The 24,977-nt window shown below is 72.9% G+C and carries 17 protein-coding genes and 1 pseudogene; 14 read left to right on the forward strand and 4 right to left on the reverse strand.

Going from position 1 to position 24,977, the window contains the following annotated elements; translation table 11 throughout:
- Positions 1 to 5 precede the first annotated feature (5 nt).
- Both A6A08_RS11410 and holA read left to right on the forward strand, forming a co-directional pair.
- Positions 6 to 2,345: pseudogene (locus tag A6A08_RS11410) on the forward strand (ComEC/Rec2 family competence protein); the annotation flags it as partial.
- 101 nt (positions 2,346 to 2,446) lie between these two features.
- Positions 2,447 to 3,409: a DNA polymerase III subunit delta gene (gene holA, locus A6A08_RS11415; protein WP_073702530.1), complete on the forward strand. Its 963-nt coding sequence runs from the start codon at positions 2,447 to 2,449 to the stop codon at positions 3,407 to 3,409.
- Positions 3,410 to 3,551: 142 nt separating this feature from the next.
- Here the strand turns inward: holA and A6A08_RS11420 are convergent, their stop codons facing one another.
- Together A6A08_RS11420 and hflX are read right to left on the reverse strand one after the other, a co-directional pair.
- Positions 3,552 to 4,760 carry an amidohydrolase family protein gene (locus A6A08_RS11420; RefSeq protein WP_073702531.1) on the reverse strand — a complete coding sequence of 403 codons (1,209 nt, stop codon included), beginning with the start codon at positions 4,758 to 4,760 and terminating at the stop codon, positions 3,552 to 3,554.
- 457 nt (positions 4,761 to 5,217) lie between these two features.
- Positions 5,218 to 6,756 (reverse strand): GTPase HflX, encoded by a 1,539-nt coding sequence (gene hflX, locus A6A08_RS11425; RefSeq protein ID WP_073702532.1) that lies wholly within the window; start codon positions 6,754 to 6,756, stop codon positions 5,218 to 5,220.
- 340 nt (positions 6,757 to 7,096) lie between these two features.
- On the opposite strand from hflX, the gene aceB reads away from it, so the two are divergent.
- The 4 genes from aceB to A6A08_RS11445 all read left to right on the forward strand — a co-directional run bounded on the left by aceB (position 7,097) and on the right by A6A08_RS11445 (position 13,002).
- On the forward strand, positions 7,097 to 8,701 hold the full coding sequence (aceB, locus tag A6A08_RS11430; RefSeq protein WP_073702533.1) for a malate synthase A: 1,605 nt from the start codon (positions 7,097 to 7,099) through the stop codon (positions 8,699 to 8,701).
- 147 nt (positions 8,702 to 8,848) lie between these two features.
- The gene (locus A6A08_RS11435; RefSeq protein ID WP_073702534.1) at positions 8,849 to 10,339 is read left to right on the forward strand and encodes an FAD-linked oxidase C-terminal domain-containing protein; all 1,491 of its coding nucleotides are present in this window, start codon (positions 8,849 to 8,851) and stop codon (positions 10,337 to 10,339) included.
- Between the two features lie 52 nt (positions 10,340 to 10,391).
- The gene (locus A6A08_RS11440) at positions 10,392 to 11,615 is read left to right on the forward strand and encodes an FAD-binding oxidoreductase (protein WP_073702535.1); all 1,224 of its coding nucleotides are present in this window, start codon (positions 10,392 to 10,394) and stop codon (positions 11,613 to 11,615) included.
- A gap of 25 nt (positions 11,616 to 11,640) precedes the next feature.
- The gene (locus A6A08_RS11445) at positions 11,641 to 13,002 is read left to right on the forward strand and encodes a (Fe-S)-binding protein (protein WP_083609071.1); all 1,362 of its coding nucleotides are present in this window, start codon (positions 11,641 to 11,643) and stop codon (positions 13,000 to 13,002) included.
- A 30-nt stretch (positions 13,003 to 13,032) separates the two neighbouring features.
- Here the strand turns inward: A6A08_RS11445 and dapF are convergent, their stop codons facing one another.
- Positions 13,033 to 13,857, reverse strand: a complete 825-nt coding sequence (gene dapF / locus A6A08_RS11450; protein ID WP_073702536.1) for a diaminopimelate epimerase — start codon at positions 13,855 to 13,857, stop codon at positions 13,033 to 13,035.
- Positions 13,858 to 13,958: 101 nt separating this feature from the next.
- Between dapF and miaA the strand changes: the two genes are divergently transcribed.
- The 3 genes from miaA to A6A08_RS11465 all read left to right on the forward strand — a co-directional run bounded on the left by miaA (position 13,959) and on the right by A6A08_RS11465 (position 17,221).
- Positions 13,959 to 14,960 (forward strand): tRNA (adenosine(37)-N6)-dimethylallyltransferase MiaA, encoded by a 1,002-nt coding sequence (miaA, locus tag A6A08_RS11455; RefSeq protein ID WP_073702537.1) that lies wholly within the window; start codon positions 13,959 to 13,961, stop codon positions 14,958 to 14,960.
- A gap of 172 nt (positions 14,961 to 15,132) precedes the next feature.
- Entirely contained in the window at positions 15,133 to 15,939 is an 807-nt protein-coding gene (locus A6A08_RS11460) for a TetR/AcrR family transcriptional regulator (RefSeq protein WP_199866900.1), read from the forward strand.
- Between the two features lie 13 nt (positions 15,940 to 15,952).
- A complete protein-coding gene (locus tag A6A08_RS11465) occupies positions 15,953 to 17,221 on the forward strand; it encodes a cytochrome P450 (protein ID WP_073702538.1) in 1,269 nt (422 codons plus the stop codon).
- Between the two features lie 71 nt (positions 17,222 to 17,292).
- On the opposite strand, the gene miaB is transcribed toward A6A08_RS11465, so the two are convergent.
- Positions 17,293 to 18,759, reverse strand: coding sequence for a tRNA (N6-isopentenyl adenosine(37)-C2)-methylthiotransferase MiaB (gene miaB, locus A6A08_RS11470; protein ID WP_274534035.1), 1,467 nt, complete (start codon positions 18,757 to 18,759; stop codon positions 17,293 to 17,295).
- Positions 18,760 to 19,109: 350 nt separating this feature from the next.
- Between miaB and A6A08_RS11475 the strand changes: the two genes are divergently transcribed.
- The 5 genes from A6A08_RS11475 (at position 19,110) to A6A08_RS11495 (ending at position 24,869) form a co-directional block, all read left to right on the forward strand.
- Positions 19,110 to 19,853 (forward strand): amino acid ABC transporter ATP-binding protein, encoded by a 744-nt coding sequence (locus A6A08_RS11475; protein ID WP_073702540.1) that lies wholly within the window; start codon positions 19,110 to 19,112, stop codon positions 19,851 to 19,853.
- A 45-nt stretch (positions 19,854 to 19,898) separates the two neighbouring features.
- A complete protein-coding gene (locus A6A08_RS11480) occupies positions 19,899 to 20,753 on the forward strand; it encodes a glutamate ABC transporter substrate-binding protein (RefSeq protein ID WP_073702541.1) in 855 nt (284 codons plus the stop codon).
- A gap of 81 nt (positions 20,754 to 20,834) precedes the next feature.
- Entirely contained in the window at positions 20,835 to 21,509 is a 675-nt protein-coding gene (locus tag A6A08_RS11485) for an amino acid ABC transporter permease (protein WP_073702542.1), read from the forward strand.
- Entirely contained in the window at positions 21,506 to 22,603 is a 1,098-nt protein-coding gene (locus A6A08_RS11490) for an amino acid ABC transporter permease (RefSeq protein WP_073702543.1), read from the forward strand. The genes A6A08_RS11485 and A6A08_RS11490 overlap by 4 nt, the downstream gene beginning before the upstream one ends.
- Before the next feature lie 154 nt (positions 22,604 to 22,757).
- The gene (locus tag A6A08_RS11495) at positions 22,758 to 24,869 is read left to right on the forward strand and encodes a prolyl oligopeptidase family serine peptidase (RefSeq protein ID WP_073702544.1); all 2,112 of its coding nucleotides are present in this window, start codon (positions 22,758 to 22,760) and stop codon (positions 24,867 to 24,869) included.
- Positions 24,870 to 24,977: the final 108 nt, after the last annotated feature.

The raw sequence follows: 24,977 nt of genomic DNA on the forward strand, positions 1-24,977 counted from the left end.
GGGCGGTGGTGACGTGGCTGGGAACGGACGCCTACGGACTGGACCGGCCACCCGACCTCCGGCTCCTGGTACCGGCGGTGGCGGCCTGGCTCGCCGCGCTGGCGGCGCTGGCCGTGCCGCCGTGGACGGCCTGGGCGTTCGGCGGGGCGGCGGGGTGCGCCGCACTCGTCCTGTTCGCGGTGGCCCGCCCGCCGCTGGAGGCGGTGGCGCTCACCGTCGTGGCGTCGCTGGCCTGCGCGGCCACGGTGGCGGCGGTGGCCGGCGTCCACGTGCACCGGGTGGCCGGGAGCGCGGCCCTGGAGGCGTCGGAGCACCGGCGCGAGACGGAGTTCGGGGCGGTCGTGAGCGCCGATCCGGGTTCGCGGTCGGGAACGCCCCGGCCGGGGCGGGCGGAGTGGGTGGTCGGGGCCAGGACCTCGTGGGTGCGGACGGGGGACGGGGTCCGTGCCTCCCGGGCACCGGTGGTGGTCCTGGCCTCGGGCGGGGGCTGGCACGAACTGCTGCCCGGCCAGTCCTTCCGGGCGCGGGGCGTCTTCCTGGACACCGAGGACGACCCGCTCACCGCCGCGCTGGTCCTGGTGCGCGGACCGCCCGAGGAGGTGGGCTCACCCGGTCGGTCCCAGGCCCTGGCCGGGCGGGTGCGGGCGCGGCTGCGCGAGGCCGCCTCCGTGCTGCCCCAGCCCGTGCGCGGGCTCCTTCCGGCACTGGTCGTCGGCGACGTGTCCCTGGTGCCTCCGGAGACCGCCGAGGACTTCCGGGCGACGGGGATGACGCACCTGCTGACCGTCAGCGGGGCCAACCTGGCGGTTCTGACGGGTCTGGTGCTGGCGGCGGCCAGGCTGGTGCGGGCCCCTCCGTGGTGCTCGGTCCTGGGAGGCGCGGCGATGATCTGGGTGTTCGTCCTGGTGTGCCGGCCGGAGCCGAGTGTGGTGCGCGCCGCGTTCATGGGATCGCTGGGGTTGCTGGCCATCGCCACCGGACGCGCCCATGCGGCGCTCGGCGCGCTGAGCGTCACCGTGGTCGGGGTGCTGTTCGTCGCCCCGGGGCTGGCCGCCTCCTTCGGGTTCGCGCTGTCGGCGCTGGCGACCGCGGGCATCCTGCTGCTGGTACCGCCGTGGACACGGGCGTGGTCGGGGCGCCTGCCGCGCCCGGTGGCGGAGGCCCTCGCCGTGGCGGTGGCCGCCCAGGTGGCGGTCTCCCCCGTGCTGGTCCTGCTGTCGGGCGAGCTGTCGTGGGTGGCGGTCCCGGCGAACGTGCTGGCCGCCCCGGTGGTCGCGGCGGTGACCGTGGCGGGGTCGGCGGTGGCGGCCCTGGCCGCGGTGTGGCCGGACGCGGCGGCGGTGGCGGTGCACCTCCCCGGGCTGGGGGTGTCGTGGATCGCGGCGGTGGCCCAGGCCGGGACCCGGATCCCCCACGGCGCGCTGCCGTGGCGCTCCGACGTGGCGGGGGGCCTGTTCCTGGCCGCCGTGCTGGCGGTGCTGGTGTTCACGCACGGGCGGTTCCGCCGCGTGGTCGCCGCCGTCGTGGCGGCCGTGCTGGTCCTGGCCCTGGCCGCCAGGTGCGTGCCGGGCGGCTGGCCGCCGCCGGGGTGGGCGCTGGTGGCGTGCGACGTCGGCCAGGGCAGCGCGTTCGTGCTGTCGGCGGGCCGGGGCTCGGCGGTCGTCTCCGACACCGGCGAGGACCCGGAGGTGGTCGACGCCTGCCTGGAACGCCTGGGGGTGCGCGAGGTCCCGCTGCTGCTCCTGAGCCACGACCACGCCGACCACGTGGACGGCACCTCCGGAGTGCTGCGGCACCGGCGGGTGCACACCGCGCTGGCCCCACCGGGGTTCGGCGACAGCGCCACCGGCCGGCTGCTCGCCGGGGCCGGTGTGGAACTGTTGGCGGCCGAGCGCGGACAGCGGCTGAGGGTGGGGCCGTGGATGCTGCGCGTGCTGTGGCCGGGTCCGGGCTTCTCGGGTTCGGTGAACGACGCCTCGGTGGTGGTGCGGGCGGACGGGGCGGCCCTGTCGGTGCTGCTGACGGGCGACATCGAGGAGGAGGCGCAGCGGAGCCTGCTGCGGGGGCCGGACGCGGACCTGCTGCCGGTGACCGTCCTGACCGTCCCGCACCACGGGGCGGGCACCCAGGAGCCGGCCTTCCTGGAAGCCGTGGACCCGGTGGTGTCGGTGACCTCCGTCGGTGCGGACAACACCTACGGGCATCCGGCGCCGTTCACGTGGAGGACGCTGGAGCGGGTGGCGCGGGTGAACCTGCGCACCGACCGGGACGGGGACGTGGCGGTGCTGGACGGCAGCGGTTCCGGGCCGGGTGCGGCCGTGGTGCGCGGACCCGGTCCCGCGCGGCGGAGGCGTCCTCCCCGCACCGCCCGTCGCGCGACGGTGCGCGCCCGCCGGACGCGCTCTGTGCGCCCGGTCGGTCGGCGGGGCGTGGCATGCTCTGTTGTATGCCTGCACCCGCCCTGCTCACGATCATCGTCGGGGACGAGGAACTCCTCGTCGACCGGGCCGTCGCCTCCGTCGTCGCGGCGGTCCGCGAGGCCGACCCCGAGGTGGACGTCCACGACCTGGTGCCCGCCCAGGTGGGGATGTCCACGCTCGTCGAGGTCACCTCGCCCTCGCTGTTCGGCGACCGGCGGGTGGTGGTGCTGCGCTCGTCCCAGGACCTGACCAAGGACCTGGCGGCGACCGTCACCGACTACCTCAAGGACCCCGCCGACGACGTCAACCTCGTGCTCACGCACGCGGGCGGCAACAAGGGCAAGGCGCTGCTGCAGGCCGCGGTCAAGGCGGGCGCCCAGCGGGTGGACTGCAAGGGGCCGAGCAAGCCCGCCGAGCGGGTGGCCTTCGTCAGGAGCGAGTTCTCCCGGGCCGGGCGCCAGATCACCGCCGACGCCGCGCAGGCGCTGGTGGACTCGGTCGGCAGTGAGCTGCGCGAGATCGCGGCGGCCTGCACCCAGCTGGTCGCCGATACCGAGGGCCGGGTGGACGCCGCCGCGGTGGCCCGCTACCACTCCGGCAGGGCGGAGGCCTCCGGGTTCACGGTGGCCGACCGCGCCGTGGAGGGCCGCCTGCCCGAGGCACTGGAGCAGCTGCGCTGGTCGCTGGCGGTGGGCACCGCTCCGGTGCTGATCAACAGCGCCCTGGCCGGTGCGGTGCGCGGGATCGCCGTGGCCGCCCAGCCGCCGCGCGGCGTCTCCGAGGCGGAGCTGGCCAAGCGGGCCAAGGTGCCGCCGTGGAAGCTGCGCACCCTGCGCCAGCAGGCCCGCGGGTGGAGCCCGGCGGGGGTCACCCGGGCCATGGCGGTGATCGCCGAGACCGACGCGCTCATCAAGGGTGCCGGACGCGACCCCGAGTACGCGCTGGAGCGTGCCGTGATCGAGATCGCCCGGGCCCGCGCCAGAGGTTGAGCGGCGGCCCCTCGGACGGGGGCTGGTTCGGGCGTCGGCAGGATTTGGGAGGCATCGACGTGCCGCCGGCGAGTATGCACCGCGGGCGTCGTTCGAGGGTGGTGGCGGGCGGAGCGAAGCGGCCCCCGGAAAGCACTCTGCCTCAGCGGATGGTCCGGCCGCCCTGCCACACGCGCAGGGTGTTCAGGCCCATCGACCAGGCGAACGCCCCCTCGTGGTCGGCGTCCCACTGGACCAGGTCGGCCAGGCTGCCGGGCGCGAGCACACCGCGGTCGCCCAGGCCCAGGGCGCGGGCGCTGCCCACCGTGGCGGCGTGCAGCGCCTCCTGGACCGTCATCTCGAACATGGAGATGGCCAGCGAGATCACCAGCGGCATCGACATCGTCCCGGACTGTCCGGGGTTGTGGTCGGTGCCCAGGCCGATCGGCACCCCGTGGTCGAGCAGGGTCCGCACCGGCGGGGTGCGGCGCTCGTGCAGCGAGGTGGTCGGACAGGCCACCACCGGAGTGCGTGTGGCGGCCAGCGCCAGGACGTCCTCCTCGTCGGTCTCGTGCAGCAGGTCCACCGACGAGCAGCCCATCTCGGTGGCCATGCGCACGGCGCCGTGCCGGGGCCGGGAGCAGGCGTGCAGCGTGGTGCGCAGCCCCACCGACTGGCCCACGCCCAGCAGCATGTGGGCGTCCTCGGTGGTGAACTGCTGGTTGTCGCAGTACACGTCCACCCCGTCGGCGCCGGCCAGGGCGGCGTCGCTGAGCCAGGAGGCCGCGGTGGCCACGTACTCCCGGGGGCGTCCGAAGAACTCGGGCGGCACCCCGTGCGCGGGGAAGAAGGTGACGTGCAGGCGCGGCATGCCCGGCTCCTCCTCCAGGGAGCGCAGCAGGCGCACGTCGGCCAGTTCCCCGTCCCTGGTCAGGTGGTAGCCGGTCTTGGCCTCCACGGTGGTGCTGCCGGTCAGCACCCAGTGCCGGAGCCGCTCGCGGACCGCGTTGCACAGGGTCCACGGGTCGGTACCCCGTGTGATGGTCACGGTCGTGGAGACACCGCCGCCCGCCGCGAAGATGTCCCCCTTGGACGCGCCCTTGGCCCACATGTTGACCTCGGCGTAGCGGTCGCCCGCGTACACCGGGTGGCAGTGGGCGTCGACCAGGCCCGGGGTGATCATGCCGCCGCCGATGTTGACGACGTCGTCGACGTCGGTGAGGTCCTCCACCACGCCCGGAATGCGCTGGGGCAGCTCGGCGGCGGGGCCCAGCCAGGCCACGCGGTCGTCGTCCATCAGGAGCGCGGCCTTGGTGAGCAGCTCGTTCCCGGTCCACAGCCGTCCGATGTTGCTGAGGAGTACTACCGCCATGGGGTCGCCCGTCCTCGCCGGTCAGATCCGCAGCTGTGGCCGGGGGACGCGGTCGTGGGATACACGGACTGGCATGGCGACCTCGTATCTGGAGCGGTCCGACAGAGCCGGTGGGGGCGGCCGGACGGCCGCCGCGGTGCCGGACAGTGGGGGAGTGTCGGCTGTCGCCGGGACAGCGGCCACTGACGGCCAGTGCTCCAAAACCGTAGTCCATCCGCGGACTCCGTGTACACCTTCCCTGGGGACGAATGCGAATGTACCGGAGCAGAATTCGCGAGTGGCCGGAGTGACACGCACCACGGACGCCCGTACCGGGGCGCGGAGGCGCCCCGGCGGCACGCGCGTGACACGCCTGGGGCAAGCGCGGCGGTCCTTCGGACACGGCCGAGGGCCGGGGCGCCCCTCTCGGAGCGCCCCGGCCCTCGGCCGTCACGGTGCGCGGCGTGCCGCGCGGTCCTCAGACCGCGCTGGGCGTGTACTCGTTCAGCCTGGCGGCGAGCAGCTCGGGGACGAAGGCGTGGAGCGCCGTGCCCTCGGCGGTGTGCTCCTCGCTCAGGATGCGCCCCTCCTCGTACACCCGCGCGACGAGGTCGCCCCGGGAGTAGGGGACGAGCGCGCGGACCTCGTGCGCCAGCTCGGGCAGCGCGTCGGCCAGCGCCTCCACCAGTTCGGGCACACCCTCCCCGGTGCGGGCCGAGACCTCGACCATGTCCGGGTAGCGGGTGCGCAGCGTCCTGAGCACGTCGGGGTCGGCGGCGTCCACCTTGTTGACCACGATGAGCTCGGGCACGTCGCCGGCCTCGATGTCGGCGAACACCTCGCGGACCGCGCTGATCTGGCTCTCGGGGTCGGGGTGGGACCCGTCGACCACGTGCAGGACCAGGTCGGAGTCGGCGACCTCCTCCAGGGTGGAGCGGAAGGCCTCCACCAGCTGGTGCGGCAGGTGCCGGACGAAGCCGACGGTGTCGCTGAGCGTGAATCCGCGGCCGTCGGGCGTGCGCGCCTGGCGGACGGTCGGGTCCAGGGTGGCGAACAGGGCGTTCTCCACCAGGACGCCGGCGCCGGTCAGCCGGTTGAGCAGGCTCGACTTGCCCGCGTTGGTGTACCCGGCGATGGCCACGGAGGGCACCTCGCGGGTGCGCCGGACGTCGCGCTTGACCTCGCGCGCGGTGCGCATGTGGGCGAGCTGGCGGCGCAGCTTGGCCATCTTGTCGTTGATGCGCCGGCGGTCGGTCTCGATCTTGGTCTCACCGGGACCGCGCAGGCCCACGCCGCCGCCCGCACCGCCACCGCCGGAGCCGCCCGCCTGTCGGGACAGGGAGTCACCCCAGCCGCGCAGCCGCGGCAGCAGGTAGTTGAGCTGGGCGAGTTCGACCTGGGCCTTGCCCTCGCTGCTGCGCGCGTGCTGGGCGAAGATGTCCAGGATCAGGGCGGTACGGTCGATCACCTTGACCTTGACGACGTCCTCCAGCTGGCGCAGCTGGCCCGGGGTGAGCTCCCCGTCGCAGATCACGGTGTCGGCGCCGGTGGCCTCGACGATGTCGTGCAGCTCGGCGGCCTTGCCCTTGCCGACGTAGGTGGCGGGGTCGGGCTTGGAGCGGCGCTGGGTGAGGCCCTCCAGTACGAGGGCGCCCGCGGTCTCGGACAGGGCCGCCAGCTCGACGAGCGAGTTGTCGGCCTCGGCCTGGGTGCCGTTGGTCCACACGCCGATGAGGACGACGCGCTCCAGCCGCAGGGAGCGGTACTCGACCTCGGTGACGTCGGTGAGCTCGGTGGAAAGTCCCTGTACGCGTCGCAGCGCGTGACGCTCGGCGAGTTCCATCTCGCCCTGGTCGGGGACGTTGTTCGGGTCGTCGTAGCGGTCGCCGCCGGTGGCCTGGGCCTCGCGGGACGCGTCTGTTGCGTTGACCCCGTCCCCGACGGTGATCGCCTCGCGGAACGCGTCCTCGGCCTCGTGGCCGTGACGGGCGCTTCCGCGGGTGTCAGCTGTATTCATATCCCTCCAGGTGGGTCAACGCGATCGCCACCGTGATTCTTCCCGTGGCCGGGCCGTGGCGGTGCCCTGCCGGGTCGATGGTGACACCTCGTCTCCGCCGGGGCACCTGAATTATCGCAGGGCGCGCGGCGGAGTACGGTACCGCGCGCGGAGCCGGAGCCAATCCTTGCCGCCTTCGGCCAAGAATCACGGAACTTGAACTGAGAAGTTCTTAGGGTCTTCCCATACCGGGAAACTTCCCGGTCACGTGAGACACACGCGACGTTGACCGCCTGACCGACCGGGCGGTACCTTCATTTCCACATACCAGAAGCTAGTTTCGTATTGCGGAAGGTTTTCCATGGGCGCCACGCACGGGGTCGAAGTCACCGGCCCCCTCCACGAACGGTTCGACGAGATCCTCACCGAGGACGCCCTCGCCCTCGTCGCCGAGCTGCACCGCACCTTCGAGGGACGCCGCCAGGAGCTCCTCGCCGCGCGCGAGGCCCGCCAGGAGCAGATCTCGGCGGGGGCCGACCTCGACTTCCTCCCCGAGACCAAGCACATCCGCGAGGATGACAGCTGGCGGGTCGCCCCGCCCGCCCCGGGCATCACGGACCGGCGGGTCGAGATCACCGGCCCCACCGACCGCAAGATGACCATCAACGCGCTCAACTCCGGCGCCAAGGTGTGGCTGGCCGACTTCGAGGACGCCAACACCCCGCTGTGGGAGAACATGATCGGTGGGCAACTCAACCTGCGCGACGCGCTCGACCGCAGGATCGACTTCACCTCGCCCCAGGGCAAGACCTACGCGCTGAGGGAGGACGACGAGCTCGCCACCATCGTCGTGCGCCCGCGCGGCTGGCACCTGGACGAGAAGCACATCCTCGTGGACGGCAAGCGCGTCAGCGGCGGCATCGTCGACTTCGCGCTCTACTTCTTCCACTGCGCCCAGCGCCAGATCGACAAGGGCAGGGGCCCCTACTTCTACCTGCCCAAGATGGAGAGCCACCTCGAGGCCCGTCTGTGGAACGACATCTTCGTCCTGGCCCAGGAGCGCCTGGGGATCGCGCGCGGCACCATCCGCGCCACCTGCCTGATCGAGACCATCCCGGCCGCGTTCGAGATGGAGGAGATCCTCTACGAGCTGCGTGAGCACTCCGCCGGGCTCAACGCGGGCCGCTGGGACTACCTGTTCAGCATCATCAAGGTCCACCGCACCCGCGGCCGCGGCTTCCTGCTCCCCGAGCGCAACGCCGTCACCATGACCGCGCCGATGATGCGGGCCTACACCGAGCTGCTGGTCAAGACCTGCCACAAGCGCGGCGCGCACGCCATCGGGGGCATGGCGGCCTTCATCCCCTCCCGCAGGGACGAGGAGGTCAACAAGGTCGCCTTCGCCAAGGTCCGCGACGACAAGTCCCGCGAGTCCGGCGACGGCTTCGACGGCTCCTGGGTGGCCCACCCCGACCTGGTCCCGGTCGCCATGGAGATCTTCGACGGCGTCCTGGGCGAGCGTCCGAACCAGCTCGACAAGCAGCGCCCCGAGGTGGAGGTCTCCGCCGCCGACCTGCTCGCCGTCAGCCGCACCCCGGGCGGCGTCACCCTCGCCGGCCTGCGCGGCAACATCAACGTCGCCCTGCAGTACCTGGCGTCGTGGATGGGCGGCAACGGCGCGGTGGCCATCCACAACCTGATGGAGGACGCCGCGACCGCCGAGATCTCGCGCTCCCAGATCTGGCAGTGGCTGCACAACGACATCACCCTCGACGACGGCCCCAAGGTCACCGTCGACCTGGTCAAGCAGATCATCGACGAGGAGCTGGCGACCATCCGGGAGTCCCTGGGCCAAAGCTTCGACGAGAACCTGTTCACGCAGGCCACCGAGCTGTTCACCGAGGTCGCGCTCGCCGACGACTACGTCGACTTCCTGACGCTCCCCGCCTACGAGCGCATGCCGTAATTCCGGCAGGTATTTCACAAAACGGAAAATAACGTCCACCGTGCCCCTTGCCTCGGCAGGGGGCACGGTCGTACTTTCGCCTTGCGAGCTCGCATCCGGCGGGAGCGGGGCCACCCGTGTCGGCGCCGGTGGAACCGGGAGGCCTCCATGTCCGAGACCGCGACCCCGACGAGGGCCCAGGCCGACGTGGCCTCGCTCGTCCCGCGGCTGCGCCGGATCTGCGGCGAGGACGGGGTCCTCACCGACACCGCCCGGCGCCGCACCTACGAGAGCGACGGCCTCACCCACCACCGCACCGTCCCCGGCGCCGTCGTCCTGCCCACCACGGCCGACCAGGTCGCCGCCGTCGTGCGCCTGTGCGCCGAGAACGGCGTGCCCTTCGTCCCGCGCGGAGCGGGCACCGGCCTGTCCGCGGGAGCGCTCCCCCACGCCGAGGGCGTCCTGCTCGTCACCTCGCGCATGCGCCGCGTCCTGGAGATCGACGTCGAGAACGAGTGCGCCGTCGTCGAACCCGGTGTGGCCAACCTCGACGTCACCCGCGCCGCCGCGCCGTACGGCTACTACTACGCCCCCGACCCCTCCAGCCAGCAGGTGTGCTCCGTGGGCGGCAACGTCGCCGAGAACTCCGGCGGCGCCCACTGCCTCAAGTACGGGTTCACCGTCAACCACGTGCGCGGACTGGACATCGTCACCCCCTCCGGCGAACAGGTGAGCCTGGGGGGCAAGAGCCCCGGCGCGCACGGCTACGACCTCATCGGCGCCTTCGTCGGCTCCGAGGGCACCCTGGGCGTGGCCACCCGTGTCACCGTCGGCCTCACCCGGTCCCCGGAGCGGACCGTCACCCTGCTCTTCGCGTTCACCTCGACGGACGCCGGCGGGCAGGCGGTCGGCTCGATCATCTCCGCCGGGGTGCTGCCCTCGGCCGTCGAGATGATGGACGCGCTGGCCATCGAGGCCGCCGAGAGGGCCGTGGCCTGCGACTACCCCGCGGGCGCCGCCGCCGTGCTGGTGGTGGAGCTGGACGGGCCCGCCGCCGAGGTCGACGCCCAGCTCGCCGAGGTCACCCGGCTGTGCGCGGAGGCGGGCGCCTTCGAGACCCGCACCGCCAGCGGAGCCGACGAGCGCGCCCGGATCTGGAAGGGCCGCAAGTCGGCCTTCGCCGCCGTCGGCCGGATCAGCCCCGCCTACATCGTCCAGGATGGCGTCGTCCCGCGCACCGCCCTGCCCGAGGTGCTGCGCCGCATCACCGAACTGTCGGCCGCGAGCGGCATCCGCGTCGCCAACGTCTTCCACGCCGGGGACGGCAACCTGCACCCGCTCGTGCTGTTCGACGACGCCGAGCCCGGCGCGGGGGAACGGGCCGAGGAGGTCTCCGGCGCCATCCTGGACCTGTGCATCGAACACGGCGGGTCCATCACCGGCGAGCACGGCGTGGGCGTGGACAAGGCGTGCAAGATGCCGCGCATGTACGGCCCCGACGATCTGGCCACCTTCGACCTGTTCCGCCGGGCCCTGGACCCGGACGGGATCGCCAACCCGGACAAGCTGCTGCCCACCCCGCGCCTGTGCGGTGAGCAGCCCGGCGTGCGCCGGGGGCCGCACCCGCTGGTGGAGTCGGGAAGGGCCGAGCAGTTCTGAGCACCGGGGCACGCCGGGCGGGACACCAGGACACGAGAGCAGGGGGACGCGCGTGACACTCGTCGGGGAACCGGGCGCCGGGAGCGGCGCCCTGAGGGAGGGGACCGGCGCCGACGCGGTGGGCGGCCTGGTCCCCGCACGTGTGGCGCGCCCCGACGGCACCGAGGCGCTGGGGCGGGTCATGGCGGCCGCCGCTCGGGAGGAGCTGGCCGTCGTCGCGCGCGGCAACGGCACCGCCCTGGACTGGGGCGGCCTCCCCCGCCGCCTGGACCTGCTCGTGGAAACCGCCGGCCTGTCCTGGATCGAGCACATCGCGGGCGATCTGGTGGTGGAGGCCGGCGCGGGCACCCCCGTGGACGAGCTGTACGGGGTGCTGGCCGCCGCCGGACAGCGGCTGTCCGCGGACCCGGTGCGCACGGGCGGCACCGTGGGCGGGATGGTCGCCACGGGTGTGAGCGGTCCGCGCCGCCTGCTCGGCGGGGCGCTGCGCGACCTGGTCATCGGCATGACGGTGGTGCGCGCCGACGGGGTGGTGGCGCGCAGCGGCGGCCGGGTGGTCAAGAACGTGGCCGGGTACGACCTGGCCAAGCTGCACACCGGCGGGCTGGGCACCCTGGGCGTGATCGCCTCGGTGGCCTTCCGCCTGCACCCGCTCCCGCCGGCCCTGCGCGTGGTGAGCCGCGCGCTGCCCTCCCACGAGCACGCCGAACGGGCGCTGGAGGCGCTGCGGCGGAGCACGGTGGTGCCCTCGGCGGTGGAACTGGACCGGCCTCCGGAGGGGCCGGCATGCCTGCGGGTGGTCCTGGAGGGAACCCCGGACGGCGTCGAGGCGCGGGCGGCCGAGACCTCACGCGCCCTGGGCGGGGAGCCGGAGGTGGCCGACTCCCTGCCCGGGGGCTGGGGCGTCCTGCCCTCCGAGGGCACGCTCGCGCTGGTGTCGGTGCCGCCCGCCGAGAGCGTCCGGGCCGCCGCACGGGTGGGCGGGCTCTCCGGCGCGGCGGGGGCGCCCGCGCACGTCACCGGTTCCCTCCCCGCAGGCGCGCTGTACGCGTCCTTCCCCCCGGGTGCCGGTGCCGGGGCCGTGGGAGCGGTGGCCGACGGCGTGCGCTCCGTCCCCGGCTGGTCGATGGCCCTGCTGCGCGCCGAACCGGACGTCCACACCGCCGGGGTGGACCTGTGGGGCGAGGTTCCCGGCCTGCCGCTGATGCGGGCGGTCAAGGACTCCTTCGACCCCGGCCACCGACTGGCCCCCGGGCGTTTCGCGGGCGGCATCTGAAGACCACGAGTACCAGGGAGGGCCCGTGACCGACCTACCGGCCGACGCCGCGAACGAGACCGCGGGGGCCGCGGACGAGGCTCCGGACGAGCGCGAGCGACTGTTCGGCGAACTCCTCGACGACTGCGTCCACTGCGGGTTCTGCCTGCCCACCTGCCCCACGCACGTGCTGTGGGGCCAGGAGATGGACTCACCGCGCGGGCGCATCCACCTGATGGAGCAGACGCACACCGAGGACGTGCTCACCGAGGCCGCCGTCGGGCACTTCGACAACTGCCTGGGCTGTCTGGCGTGCGTGTCCGCGTGCCCCTCGGGGGTGGCCTACGACGCCCTCATCGAGCACACCCGGCACCGGGTGGAGACCGAGTACGACCGGCCCCGGAGCGAGCGGGCGCTGCGGGGCGCGGTCTTCGCGCTCTTCCCCCACCGGAACAGGCTGCGGCTGCTGCGCGGCCCCCTGCGCGCCTACCAGGCCAGCGGCGTGTCCTCCCTGGTACGGCGGTCGGGACTGCTGGACCGGATCTCCCCGTCCCTGGCCGCGATGGACCGCGTCGCACCATCGCTGTCCTCTCCCCCGCCCGCGCTGCCGGAACGGGTGCCCGCCGTCGGGCGGGCGCGGGCCCGGGTGGGCATGCTGGTGGGCTGTGTGCAGGGGGCGTTCTTCCCCGAGGTCAACACCGCGACCGCGCGCGTACTGGCCCTGGAGGGCTGCGACGTGGTCGTCCCCCGCTCCCAGGGCTGCTGCGGCGCCCTGTCCGGACACGCCGGGCGGCTGGAGGAGTCCGCCGGCTTCGCCCGGCGCCTGATCGAGGTGTTCGAGCGCGAGCGCGTGGACCGGATCGTGGTCAACTCGGCGGGGTGCGGCTCCAGCATGAAGCACCTCGACCGCACCCTGGCCGAGGCGGGCGCCGACGAGGCCTGGGTGCGCCGGGGCCGGGCCCTGGCCGAGCGGGTCGTGGACCTCACCGAGTTCCTGGTGGACCTGGGCCCGCGGGCCGAGCGCCACCCCCTCCCCCTGCACGCGGCCTACCACGACGCGTGCCACCTCTCCCACGGACAGGGCGTCATCCGGCAGCCCCGCGCCCTGCTCGCGGGCATTCCCGGGCTGCGCGTGTCCGACCTGCCCGACAAGGAGGTCTGCTGCGGCTCGGCCGGGGTGTACAACCTCCTCAGACCCGGGGCCGCCGTGGAGCTGGGCGACCGCAAGGGCCGGGACGTGGCCTCCACCGGCGCGGACGTGCTGGTCTCGGGCAATCCCGGATGCTCCCTGCAGATCGCCGCCGCCATGAGGCGCGCGGGTTCTCCGATCGCCGTGACGCACACCGCCCAGGTACTGGACGCCTCCCTGCGCGGCCTGCCCGCGGAGCGGCTGTCGGGCCGTGCCTGAGCCGGGGCCGACGGGGCTCGGGGCCGGGGCTCAGGCCAGCGAGGTCTCGCCCTCGGCCACGATGACGGCGGGGCCGCGCAGCCGCGCGCCGTCCGGGGCCAGGAGCACGGTGCACTCGCCCCCGAGAACCCGCACACGCCAGGTCGCGCTCTGGCCGGCCGGCGTGGCGGCAGCGGCGGCCGCGACGATCCCGGTACCGCAGGAGCGGGTCTCGCCGGAGCCGCGCTCGTACACGCGCATCTCCAGCACGCCCGGGGCGACCCTCCTGTAGACCTCGACGTTGGCGCCGTCGGGGAAGGCCTCGCCGTCCAGCACCGGAAGCTCGGTCAGGTCCACCTCGGCGACGGGTCCGGACACCTCGCAGGCCAGGTGGGGGTTGCCCACGGAGATCTGGGTGCCGTGCACGACCTGCCGGGCGAGCTTGGCGGAGGAGGTCCCCTGCACCTCCACGAAGCCCATGTCCACGGTGATGTCGCCGTCGTCCCCGACCTGTGCCTCCTTGGCCCCGTCGCGGGTGCCCACCTCGAAGCGGTCGCCCCGGACCAGCCCCGCGTGCAGCAGGTAGCGGGCGAAGACCCGCACCCCGTTGCCGCACATCTCGGCGATGCTCCCGTCGGCGTTGCGGTAGTCCATGAACCACTCGGGGCGCTCGGCCGTACGCGCGGCCGGGGCGAGGGTCTCGCCGAAGGCGCGCGTGCGCACCACGCGCAGGACGCCGTCGCCCCCGATCCCGGCGCGACGGTCGCACAGCAGGCGGACGGTCTCCTCCGTGAGGTCGAGCTCCCCCTCCGGGTCGGGGAGTATCACGAAGTCGTTCTCTGTTCCGTGGCCCTTGGCGAATCGCATGACGACCATCCTAGGTGCGACCGCCAACCCCGCCCCACTTCGCGCCTTCGCGCCGCCGGCGCCTCCGCCGGACGGGTCGGGGCAGGCCCCGGGCCGAATACGCTGGGGGGATGATCAAGGTGATCGCGGTCGTCGGCCCGACCGCTGTGGGCAAGTCGGACCTGGCCGTCGAGATGGCCCTGCGGCTGGAGGAGCGCGTCGGACGCCGGGGCGAGGTGATCAACGCCGACTCCATGCAGCTCTACCGCGGCATGGACATCGGTACCGCCAAGCTCACCGAGGACGAAAGACGCGGAGTCCCCCACCACCTGCTCGACGTCTGGGAGGTCGGCGAACCCGCGGACGTGGCCAGCTACCAGGCCATGGCCCGCGACCGCGTCGAGGAGTGCACCGACCGCGACGTCATCCCCATCCTGGTCGGCGGTTCGGGCCTGTACGTGCGGTCGGTCCTGGACCACCTGGAGTTCCCCGGCACCGACCCGGAGGTCCGCGCCCGCCTGGAGGCCGAGTTGGGCGACGTCGGTCCGGGTGTGCTGCACGCCCGCCTGGCCGAGGCCGACCCCGCGGCGGCCCGCGCCATCCTGCCCGGCAACGGACGGCGGATCGTACGCGCCCTGGAGGTCATCGAGCTGACCGGCGAGCCGTTCACCGCGAACCTGCCGGACCACACCTCCTTCTACCCGTGCACGCAGATCGGCCTGTCCGCTCCCCGCCCCGAACTGGACGAGCGCATCGGCACCCGTGTGGACCGCATGTGGGAGCGGGGCCTCCTGGAGGAGGTCCGCCGGCTGGACAAGCAGGGACTGCGCGAGGGCCGGACCGCTTCGCGCGCGCTCGGGTACGCGCAGGCACTCGCCCAGCTGGACGGAGAGCTGTCGGCGGAGGAGGCCAGGGAGGCCACCGCCCAGGCCACCCGCCGTTTCGCGCGCCGCCAGGAGTCGTGGTTCCGTCGCGACCCGCGGGTGCGCTGGCTGCCCTACGACGCCTCCGACCTCGTGGAGCGCTCCCTGACCCAGGTGGAGCGGGCGCTGGCGGGGGCCGTGGAGGAGCCGGGAGAGGCGCTGGTGGACGTGTCCACCTGGGTGCCCAGCTCCCAGCGCGGCGCGGAGTAGCCGCCTCCCACGCACGAGAGGGGGCCGGGCCCGGCGGGGCCCGGCCCCCTCTCGTGTCCGCTCCCCGTCTCCCCCGGCAGGTCCCTTGCCCCCGGGTGTCCGGTCGCCTACCTTGACTGTATGACCAGATTTCATATCTGGTCACGGAGTCAGAGGGTGGAGGTGTGGGGATATGGTCATCGCGACAACACGCGTGGTCAGCCGTACCGCGCCCACTCTCGACTCACAGGAGTACACCGTGGCCCCGTCCACCGACACGTCCGTCACCGAACGCGAACTGCGCGCCGACCGCATCCTGGACGCGGCGGAGGCACTGGTCGTGGCCTGGGGGCACCGCAAGGTCACCATCGAGGACGTCGCCCGTCGGGCGAAGGTCGGCAAGGGCACCGTCTACCTGCACTTCTCCACCAAGGACACGCTGCTCATGACGGTCGTCATGCGCGCGCAGCTCGACATGATCTCGCGGCAGCTGGACGCCATGCGCCGCTCGCCCGAGAACATCCGGCCCAGCGAGATCGCACGCAACCTCTACCTGCTCCAGCTGGAGTCACCGCTCCTGCGGACCCTGTTCGCCGGCGACACCGAGTCCCTCGGCGACCTCTCACGCAGCGCCTCGGCCGTGGCCGGCGGCCTCGTCCAGGAGCGTATGGAGGCCCTGCGGACCGCATGGGGGCTGCTACGCGAACACGGCGTGCTGCGCACCGACCGGCCCTTCGACGACCAGGTCTACGCCTTCACCGCGGTCGTCCTCGGCCACATGGTCGCCGCCCCGCTGCTGGGCGAGGCCCGCTTCCACGTGCCGGACCACACCACCCGCGCCGACCTCATCGCCCAGAGCATCCGGCTGCTCATGGAGGAGGACGTCCTCCCGGAGAGCGCGCACAGGGCCCATCCCCGGGTCGTGGAGGTGTTCTCCCGCCTCGCGGAGCGGATCCGCGACGAGATCGAACGGCAGAAGCAGACCGCACGCACCACCTAGACCAGGAGGACCCATGACAGCCACGTCCCCGTCCGACGACCCCATCGATCTGCGCTCACCCGAGTTCGCCGCCGACCCCTTCCCGGTGATCGACCGGGTCCGTGAGGCGGGCGGAGCGGCCCCGGCCCTGTTCGTGGACACCATGGAGGCGGTCCTCTTCGTCGACGACGAGGACGTGCGCACCATCCTCGGCGACCGGCGGTTCGTCCTGGATCCCGCCAACGTGTCCCAGGGACAGGTCAGCGCCAGGCGCTCCGACGCCCTGAACGCGATGGGCATCAGCCCGGACCTGGTCACCTACCTGACCGAGTCGCTCCTGGACAAGGACGGCGACGACCACACCCGGCTGCGCAAGCTGGTCTCGCGCACCTTCACCGTGCGCCGGGTCAACGAGCTGCGGCCCAAGGTCCAGCGCGTCACCGACGAGCTGCTGTCCCGGCTGCCCGCCCTCGCCGACGGGGACGGGGTCGTGGACCTCATGCCGCACTTCTCCTACCCCCTGCCGATCGCGGTCATCTGCGACCTGGTGGGGGTCCCGGAGGAGGACCGCGCCGCCTGGCGGGAGTGGAGCACGCAGCTGAACAGGTTCGACCCCACCCGCGCCGAACTGATGAACGACACGCTCGGCGCGATGATCGACCACATCAGGGGCATGCTCGCCCAACGCCGCGCCGAGCCGACCGACGACCTGCTCGGCGCGCTGGTCCGGGCCCGGGACGAGGACGGTGGCCGCCTCAGCGAGAACGAGCTGATCACCCTGGTGTTCACTCTGGTCATCGCCGGACACGAGACCACGGCGCACCTGCTGGGCAACGGTGTGGCGACCCTGCTCGCCCACCCCGACCAGCTGGAGGCGCTCAGGTCCGACCCCGGGCTGCTGCCCTCGGCCGTCCACGAGATGCTCCGCCACGGGGGCACCGCCGTGGTCAGCAAGGCCCGGTACGCGGCCGAGGACGTCCAGCTCAGGTGCGGCCGCCTGGCCGCGGGGCAGCGGGCGATCGCGGTCATCGCGGGCGCCAACCGCGACCCGCGGGTCCACCCGGACCCGCACCGGTTCGACATCACCCGCCACCGGGGGAAGCCGGGTGAGGCGCACGTGGGCTTCGGCCACGGCATCCACTACTGTCTGGGCGCGGCCCTGGCCCGCCAGGAGGGTGAGGTGGCCGTCGGTTCCCTGCTGGCCGCCCACCCAGGCCTGTCACTGGTTCCCGGCCGGGAGCCCCGGCGCATGTCCTCCCCGGGCGCGCTGCGGATGGACAGCCTGCCCGTACGGCTCCGGTGAACCCGTTCGCCCGGTGACGACGGCGGCCCCCGGCGCGTGCGCGCCGGGGGCCGCCCGCGTCCATGCGGCGGTCAGGCCTCGCAGCAGCCGCCCGCGGCGGCGGGCTGCTCGGCCGGGACGCCGACCCGGGGCATGCCCAGCAGCACGTCCGGCCTCCTCTGCTCCACCGGTCGGCCGTTGCGGGCCGCCCAGGCCTCACCCGCACGGGTGCGGCGCAGGCTCCGGACCCCGGAGTCGGCCACGAGGTGGTGCGGGGCGGCGTAGGTGACCTCCACGGTCACCGTGTCGCCGGGGCGCGGCTCCTCGCCGTCGCCGACCGCGAAGTGCACCAGGCGGTTGTCGGGGGCCCTGCCGGACAGGCGGCGGTGCTCGCCGTCCTTCTTGCCCTCGCCCTCGGAGACCAGCAGCTCGACCTCGCGGCCGACCAGTTTCTGGTTCTCCTCCCAGGAGATCCGGTCCTGCAGCTCGACCAACCGCTGGTACCGGTCCTTGACCACCTCCGGCGGCACCTGGCCGTCCATCGTGGCGGCCGGGGTCCCGGGACGCTTGGAGTACTGGAAGGTGAACGCCATGGCGAAGCGGGCCTCGCGGACCACGTGCAGCGTCTCCTGGAAGTCCTCCTCGGTCTCGCCGGGGAAGCCCACGATGATGTCGGTGGTGATCGCGGCGTGCGGCATGGCGGCGCGCACCTTCTCCACGATGTTCAGGAAGCGCTCCTGGCGGTAGGAGCGCCGCATGTCCTTGAGGACCTTGCTGGACCCCGACTGCAGCGGCATGTGCAGCTGCGGCATGACGTTGGGGGTCTCGGCCATGGCCTCGATGACGTCGTCGGTGAAGTCGCGCGGGTGCGGGGAGGTGAAGCGGACCCGCTCCAACCCCTCGATACCGCCGCAGGCGCGCAGCAGCTTGGAGAAGGCCTGCCGGTCGCCGAAGCCGCTGCCGTAGGCGTTGACGTTCTGGCCGAGCAGGGTGACCTCGCTGACGCCCTCGTCGACCAGCGCGCGCACCTCGGCGAGCACGTCGCCGGGGCGGCGGTCCTGCTCCTTGCCCCGCAGCGCGGGCACGATGCAGAAGGTGCAGGTGTTGTTGCAGCCGACGGAGACCGACACCCACGCCGCGTAGGCGGACTCGCGGCGGCTGGGCAGTGTGGAGGGGAAGTGCTCCAGCGACTCGGCGATCTCCACCTGCGCCTCCCTCTGGACGCGGGCGCGCTCCAGCAGGGTGGGCAGGGAGCCGATGTTGTGGGTGCCGAACACGACGTCGACCCAGGGCGCGCGGCGCACGATCTCACCGCGGTCCTTCTGCGCCAGGCACCCCCCGACGGCGATCTGCATGCCCGGGTTGGCGTCCTTGACCGGGCGCAGGTGCCCGAGGTTGCCGTACAGGCGGTTGTCGGCGTTCTCCCGGACCGCACAGGTGTTGAAGACGACGATGTCTGCGGTGGTGTCCTCGGCTGCGCGCGCGTACCCAGCGTCCTCCAGCAGACCGGAGAGGCGCTCGGAGTCGTGGACGTTCATCTGGCAGCCGTAGGTCCGCACTTGGTAGGTACGACTCTGGCTCACGGCTCCAGGCTATCCCGTACCGCGGACCGCACGGGGCCCGCCGGCGCACCGGTGCGCGGGGCCGCCGCGGGCCCGGCACCTGCCGGTCCGCACGTGCCGGCATGGGGCGACACGGGCGGGCCGCCGGACACGGGGAGGCCGCGCGCGCCCGGAGAAGGCCCGTGTGAGACGCTGAAGCACGGAATCACGACAGGGAGCGACAAACACGCACCTAATCGTCTAAACGGGTAACAGTTTCGCCGATCACGCCGTAACAAGTCTGCTACTCCGCAGTCGGGCGGCGCTTTTGTGATGACACGGCAATATGGACCCGTTAGGTTCCCAACATGACCTCAACTCCTCTCGTCGTGCTGGAGAACGTCAACAAGCACTTCGGCGACCTGCACGTGCTCCGCGACATCGATCTGACGGTTAACTCCGGCGAGGTGGTAGTCGTCATCGGGCCGTCCGGCTCCGGCAAGTCGACTCTGTGCCGCACGATCAACCGCCTGGAGCCCATCGACTCCGGGACGATCACCCTGGACGGGCAGCCGCTGCCCGCCGAGGGACGCGGCCTGGCCAAGCTCCGCAGCGACGTGGGCATGGTCTTCCAGTCGTTCAACCTGTTCGCGCACAAGACCGTGCTGCAGAACGTGACCCTCGGTCCCACCAAGGTCCTGCGCATGGGCAGGGCGGAGGCCGACAAGCGCGGCATGGAGCTGCTGGACCGCGTACAGATCGGCAACCAGGCGGACAAGTACCCGGCACAGCTCTCCGGCGGCCAGCAGCAGCGCGTGGCCATCGCCCGCGCCCTGGCGATGAACCCCAAGGTGCTCCTCTTCGACGAGCCCACCTCCGCCCTGGACCCGGAGATGGTCCAGGAGGTCCTCGACGTCATGACCGACCTGGCCGGCGAGGGCATGACGATGGTCGTGGTCACCCACGAGATGGGCTTCGCGCGCCGCGCCGCCAACCGGGTCGTCTTCATGGCCGACGGGCAGATCGTCGAGGAGAACACCCCGGACGAGTTCTTCACCAACCCCCGGTCCGAGCGGGCCCAGGACTTCCTCTCCAAGATCCTGACCCACTAGGTTTCCCCGCGTTCTTCGCACGAACCAAGGAAGAGGTACCCCAACATGCGAGTTCGTCGCATCAGCAGCATCCTGGGCGGCACCGCGGCCCTGGCCTTCGCCCTCAGCGCCTGCGGCACCGCCGACGTCGGCGGCGGTGGCGGTGGCGGTGACGAGAGCGGCGGCGAAGGCGGCGGTGAGACCATCACCATCGGCGTCAAGTACGACCAGCCCGGCCTGGGCCTGTACGAAGGCGACGCCCCCGTCGGCTTCGACGTGGACGTGGCCACCTACATCGCCGGCGAGCTGGGCTACTCCCCCGAGCAGATCGAGTGGGCCGAGGCCGCCTCCGCCAACCGCGAGTCCTTCCTCCAGCAGGGCACCGTCGACATGGTGGTCGCCACCTACTCGATCACCGACGAGCGCCGCGAGGTCGTCGACTTCGCCGGCCCGTACTACGTGGCCCAGCAGGACATCCTGGTCAACGCCGACAACGAGGACATCCAGGGCCCGGACGACCTCGAGGGCAAGGTGCTGTGCTCGGCCTCCGGCTCCCGGTCGGCCCACAACATCGTCGACGACATGGGGATCGACGCCGAGCTGCGCGAGGCCGGCAACTACTCCGAGTGCCTGTCGCTGCTCGGCAACGGCGCCGTCGACGCGGTGACCACCGACAACACCATCCTCGCGGGCTTCGCCGCGCAGAACCCCGGCACCTACCGGATGGTCAACGACCCCTTCGGCGAGGAGCGCTACGGCGTCGGCCTGCCCGCCGGCTCCACCGAGCGCTGCGAGGAGGTCAACGCGGCCATCACCAAGATGTGGGAGGAGGGCGCCGCCATCGAGGCCCTGGAGAAGGCCTTCGGCGAGACCGACTTCGACTACGAGGAGACCACTCCCGAGGTCGACGCCTGCCAGTAAGGCCCCTCATCCGACCGCACGCCCCGCGGCGGGGCCGGATCCGTCCGGCCCCGCCGCTCGGCCCTTGACCAGCTGGGACCCATGGAAGCCTTTCTCAGCAATATCGACAGGGTTGTCGACGGTTTCTCATGGACCGTCCGGCTCACCCTCCTCAGTGCCCTCTTCTCCTTCGTCCTGGGCGTCCTGCTCACCGCCATGCGGGTCTCCCCCGTCCCGCTGCTGCGCGGCCTGGCCACCGCCTACGTCGAAGGCATCCGGAACACGCCCCTGACCCTCGTCCTGCTGTTCTGCGGGCTCGGCCTGAACAGCGCGCTCGGCCTGAGCCTGTCCGGCACCGTCGCGTGGGACGTCTTCTGGTGGGCGGTGATCGGCCTGTCCGCCTACACCGCCTGCTTCGTCTCCGAGTCGCTGCGCTCGGGCATCAACACGATCCCCCTCGGCCAGGTCGAGGCGGCCCGCTCGCTGGGCCTGACCTTCACCCAGAACCTGCGGCTGATCGTCATCCCGCAGGCGCTGCGCGCCGTCGTCGGCCCGCTGGGCAGTGTGCTCATCGCGCTGACCAAGAACACGACCGTCGCCTCCGTCGCGGGACTGGGCGTCCAGGAGGCGTCCCGGGAGATGAAGCTCATGTTCGACCAGGGAGTCGCACCGGTCCTGCCGACCTTCGTCGGCTTCGCGATCGGCTTCCTGATCCTGACCCTGCCGACGGGCTACTTCTTCGGGTGGCTCTCCAAGCGTGTGGCGGTGGTCCGGTGAGTACCCAGAGCTCCGTCCTCTTCGACACGCCCGGCCCCCGGGCCCGCGCGCGCAACACCGTCTACACCGTCATCACGCTGGTCCTGTCCGTGGTCGGCCTGGCGGTCCTGTACCTGGGGTTCAACGACTACTTCCGGGGGGAGAGGCCGTCCCTGCTCGACCCGGCCACCTGGGCGGTCAACCCCTCAGGTGAGTGGACGGCGGCCAAGTGGGAGCCGTTCCTGCGGCCGGGCACGTGGACCGACTACGTCCTCCCGGGCCTGCAGAACACGCTGACCGCCGCCCTGACCGCCTCGGTCCTGGCCATCGTCTTCGGCCTGGTCTTCGGCGTCGGGCGCCTGTCCGAGCACTGGTGGATCCGCGTCCCCGCCGGAGCCGTCGTGGAGTTCTTCCGCGGCATCCCGCTGCTGATCCTGATCTTCTTCACGATGGCACTGCCGATCGTGGCCTACCAGCTGTTCGACATCCCCACCGGCACCTTCCAGGTGACCGCCCTGGCCGCCGTCGTCACGGGTCTGACCCTGTACAACGGCTCCGTGCTGGCGGAGGTCTTCCGCGCGGGCATCCTCGCCGTGCCCAAGGGCCAGTCCGAGGCGGCGCAGGCCATCGGGATGACCAGGAGCCAGAACATGTGGCTGATCCTGATCCCGCAGGCGATCACCGCGATGATGCCCGCCATCGTGGCGCAGCTGGTGGTCCTGCTCAAGGACTCCGCGCTGGGCTACATCGTCGCCTTCCCCGAGATGCTGCGCAGCTTCACCCTGCTCGCGACGCGCGAGGGCAACGTGATCCCCGCGGCGATCATCTGCGCGGTCATCTACATCGCCATCAACCTCTCCCTGAGCCGGGTCGCGATCTGGTTGGAGCGCCGCAACTCCCGCCGCGGCCGCGTCTCGGCCAAACCCGCGGACGCCGAGGACGCGCCGGTGAAGGCCGACACGGCCACCGGCCCCGCAGGCGCCGTCGCGGTGGAGCCCACCGTGCAGGAGCCCCTGCCGGACACCCTCCGCGAGGACGGCTCCGCCGAGCCCGGCGACGGCGGCACCGAGCCCGGCGACGCCGACGGCAACGGCCCCCGGGACGGCCGGGACTGACCCCTCACCCCCGGCCGTACGGCCCCGTCCGCGCCCCGGGGCGCGGACGGGGCCGTCGCCGTCTGCACGCCCTCACCGGTACTGCACAGGAAAGCGTCTGAGGGCTAGGGTCGACATGTCATCCGATCGAACCCACGACCCTTCCTGAGCGGACATGTCTGAACTGTCGAGCCCCTATGGCTCCTGGCCATCGCCCATCAGCGCCGGTGACGTCGCCCGAGGAGGGCGGCGCCTGGCGTTCCCGTCCGTCGTGGGCGGCGCGGTCTGGTGGGAGGAGGGCCGTCCGGAGGAGGGGCGGACCACCCTCATGCGGCGCGACGCCGACGGGACGGTGACCGAGCTGCTGCCCGCCCCCTGGAGCGCGGGCACCCGGGTGCACGAGTACGGGGGACGCGCCTACCTGCCGGTCCCCCGCCGCGACGACAAGGCCATCGCCCGCATGGGCGTGGTGTTCTCCTCCTCCGCCGACCAGCGCCTGTACCTGCTGGAACACGGATCCCGGGAACCGGTGCCGCTCACCCCCGACGACGGGGCGTCCTCCCGCTACGCCGACCCCGCGCTGAGCGCGGACGGGCGCGGCGTGCTGTGCGTGCGCGAACGGCACGAGGACGGCGCGGTCCACCGCTCGATCGTGTCGGTGCCGCTGTCCGGCCGGGGCGCGCAGGACCCGTCGGCGGTGCGCGAGCTGGTCTCGGGCGCGGACTTCTACGCGTCGCCCACACCCTCGCCGGACGGGGCCCACCTGGCGTACGTGCGGTGGAACCACCCCAGGATGCCGTGGGACGGCAGCGAGCTGCGGGTGGGCGCCCTGGACGGGTCCGGGCTGTCCGGTGAGTACACGCTCAAGGGCGGCGTGGACGAGTCGGTGGTCTCCCCGGTCTGGGCGGACGACGCGACGCTGTACGTGGCCTCCGACTGGCCGGGCTGGTGGAACCTGTACCAGGCCGGGATGACCGGGCAGGCGATCGCGCTGTACCCGGCCGAGGAGGAGTTCCACGCGCCGCCGGGACGGCTGGGCGACCGGTCCTTCTGCGTACTGGACTCGGGCAGGATCGTGGCGCTGCACGGGCACGCGGACATGACCCCGAGCGTGTACGACCCCGACACCCTGGACCTGGCGCCGGTGCGGACCGGGCTGACCACGTGGTCGATGCTGGACACCGACGGGCGCACCGTGGTGGCGGTGGCCTCCTCGCCCACCGAGCCGCAGTGCCTGGTGCGTCTGGACCCCGGCTCGGGGAGCGTGGAGGTGCTGCGCCGTGTCACCGAGAAGCTGCCGGACGCCGCCTACCTGCCGGTTCCCCGGAGGGAGACGCTGCCGGGACGGTACGGGGCTCCGGTGCACGCGAACGTGTATCCGCCGACCAACCCCGACGTCGTGGCGGAGGGGCCCGCCCCGTACGTGGTGTGGGCGCACGGCGGACCGGTGTCGGCGAGCACGCTGGCGTTCGACCCGGTCAAGGCCTACTTCACCAGCCGGGGGATCGGCGTGGTGGACGTCAACTACGGCGGCTCCACCGGGTACGGGCGCTCGTACCGCAAGCGCCTGCACAAGGAGTGGGGCGTGGTGGACGTGGAGGACTGCGTGGCCGCCGCGCGGGCGCTGGTCGAGCAGGGCGTGGCCGACCCGGATCGGCTGGCGATCCGCGGGCCGAGCGCGGGCGGCTACACGGCCCTGATGGCGCTGACCGGGGACACGTTCGCGTGCGGGGTGTCCCTCTTCGGCGTGACGGACCTGCTGGGGTTCGGCGAGACCACGCACGACTTCGAGTCGCGCTTCCTGGACACCCTGGTGGGGACGCTGCCGGGGTTCGCGGAGCGGTACCGGGAGAGGTCACCGGTCAACCGGGCCGCGGACATCGACGTCCCGGTACTGCTGCTGCAGGGCCTGGAGGACAAGGTGGTGACGCCGGACCAGGCCACGGCGATGGCGACGGCGCTGGGGCGGTGCGAGTCGCCGTACGCGCTGCTGGAGTTCGAGGGTGAGGCGCACGGGTTCACCGCGCAGGACGTGCGCGTCCGCGCGCTGGAGGCGGAACTGGCCCTCTACGCGCGGGTGTTCGGCTTCGAGGCGGACGTGGCGCCGCTGGAGCTGGTGACCGCGCCTCCGCCGACGCGCCCGGAACCGGAGCCCGAAACGCGCTCGCAGGCGCCCGAGCCGGCCGGGGAGGCCGGGACGGAGGCCGCCGGAGAGGGCGGCACGCCAGGAAAGGACGGGGACGCCGGGGAAGCACCGCGTTCCGCCGGAGCCGCCGTCACCGACTGAGCCGGGGCACCGGCCCCGGCGGGCACCCACACGTGCGCGGTCGCCGTCGGGGCACGCTCAAGCGGGGACGGCCTCCTCGTCCGTGACCGCCTCCCCGGCGCGGTGGAC

Source organism: Nocardiopsis sp. TSRI0078 (assembly GCF_001905145.1).
GTDB lineage: Bacteria > Actinomycetota > Actinomycetes > Streptosporangiales > Streptosporangiaceae > Nocardiopsis.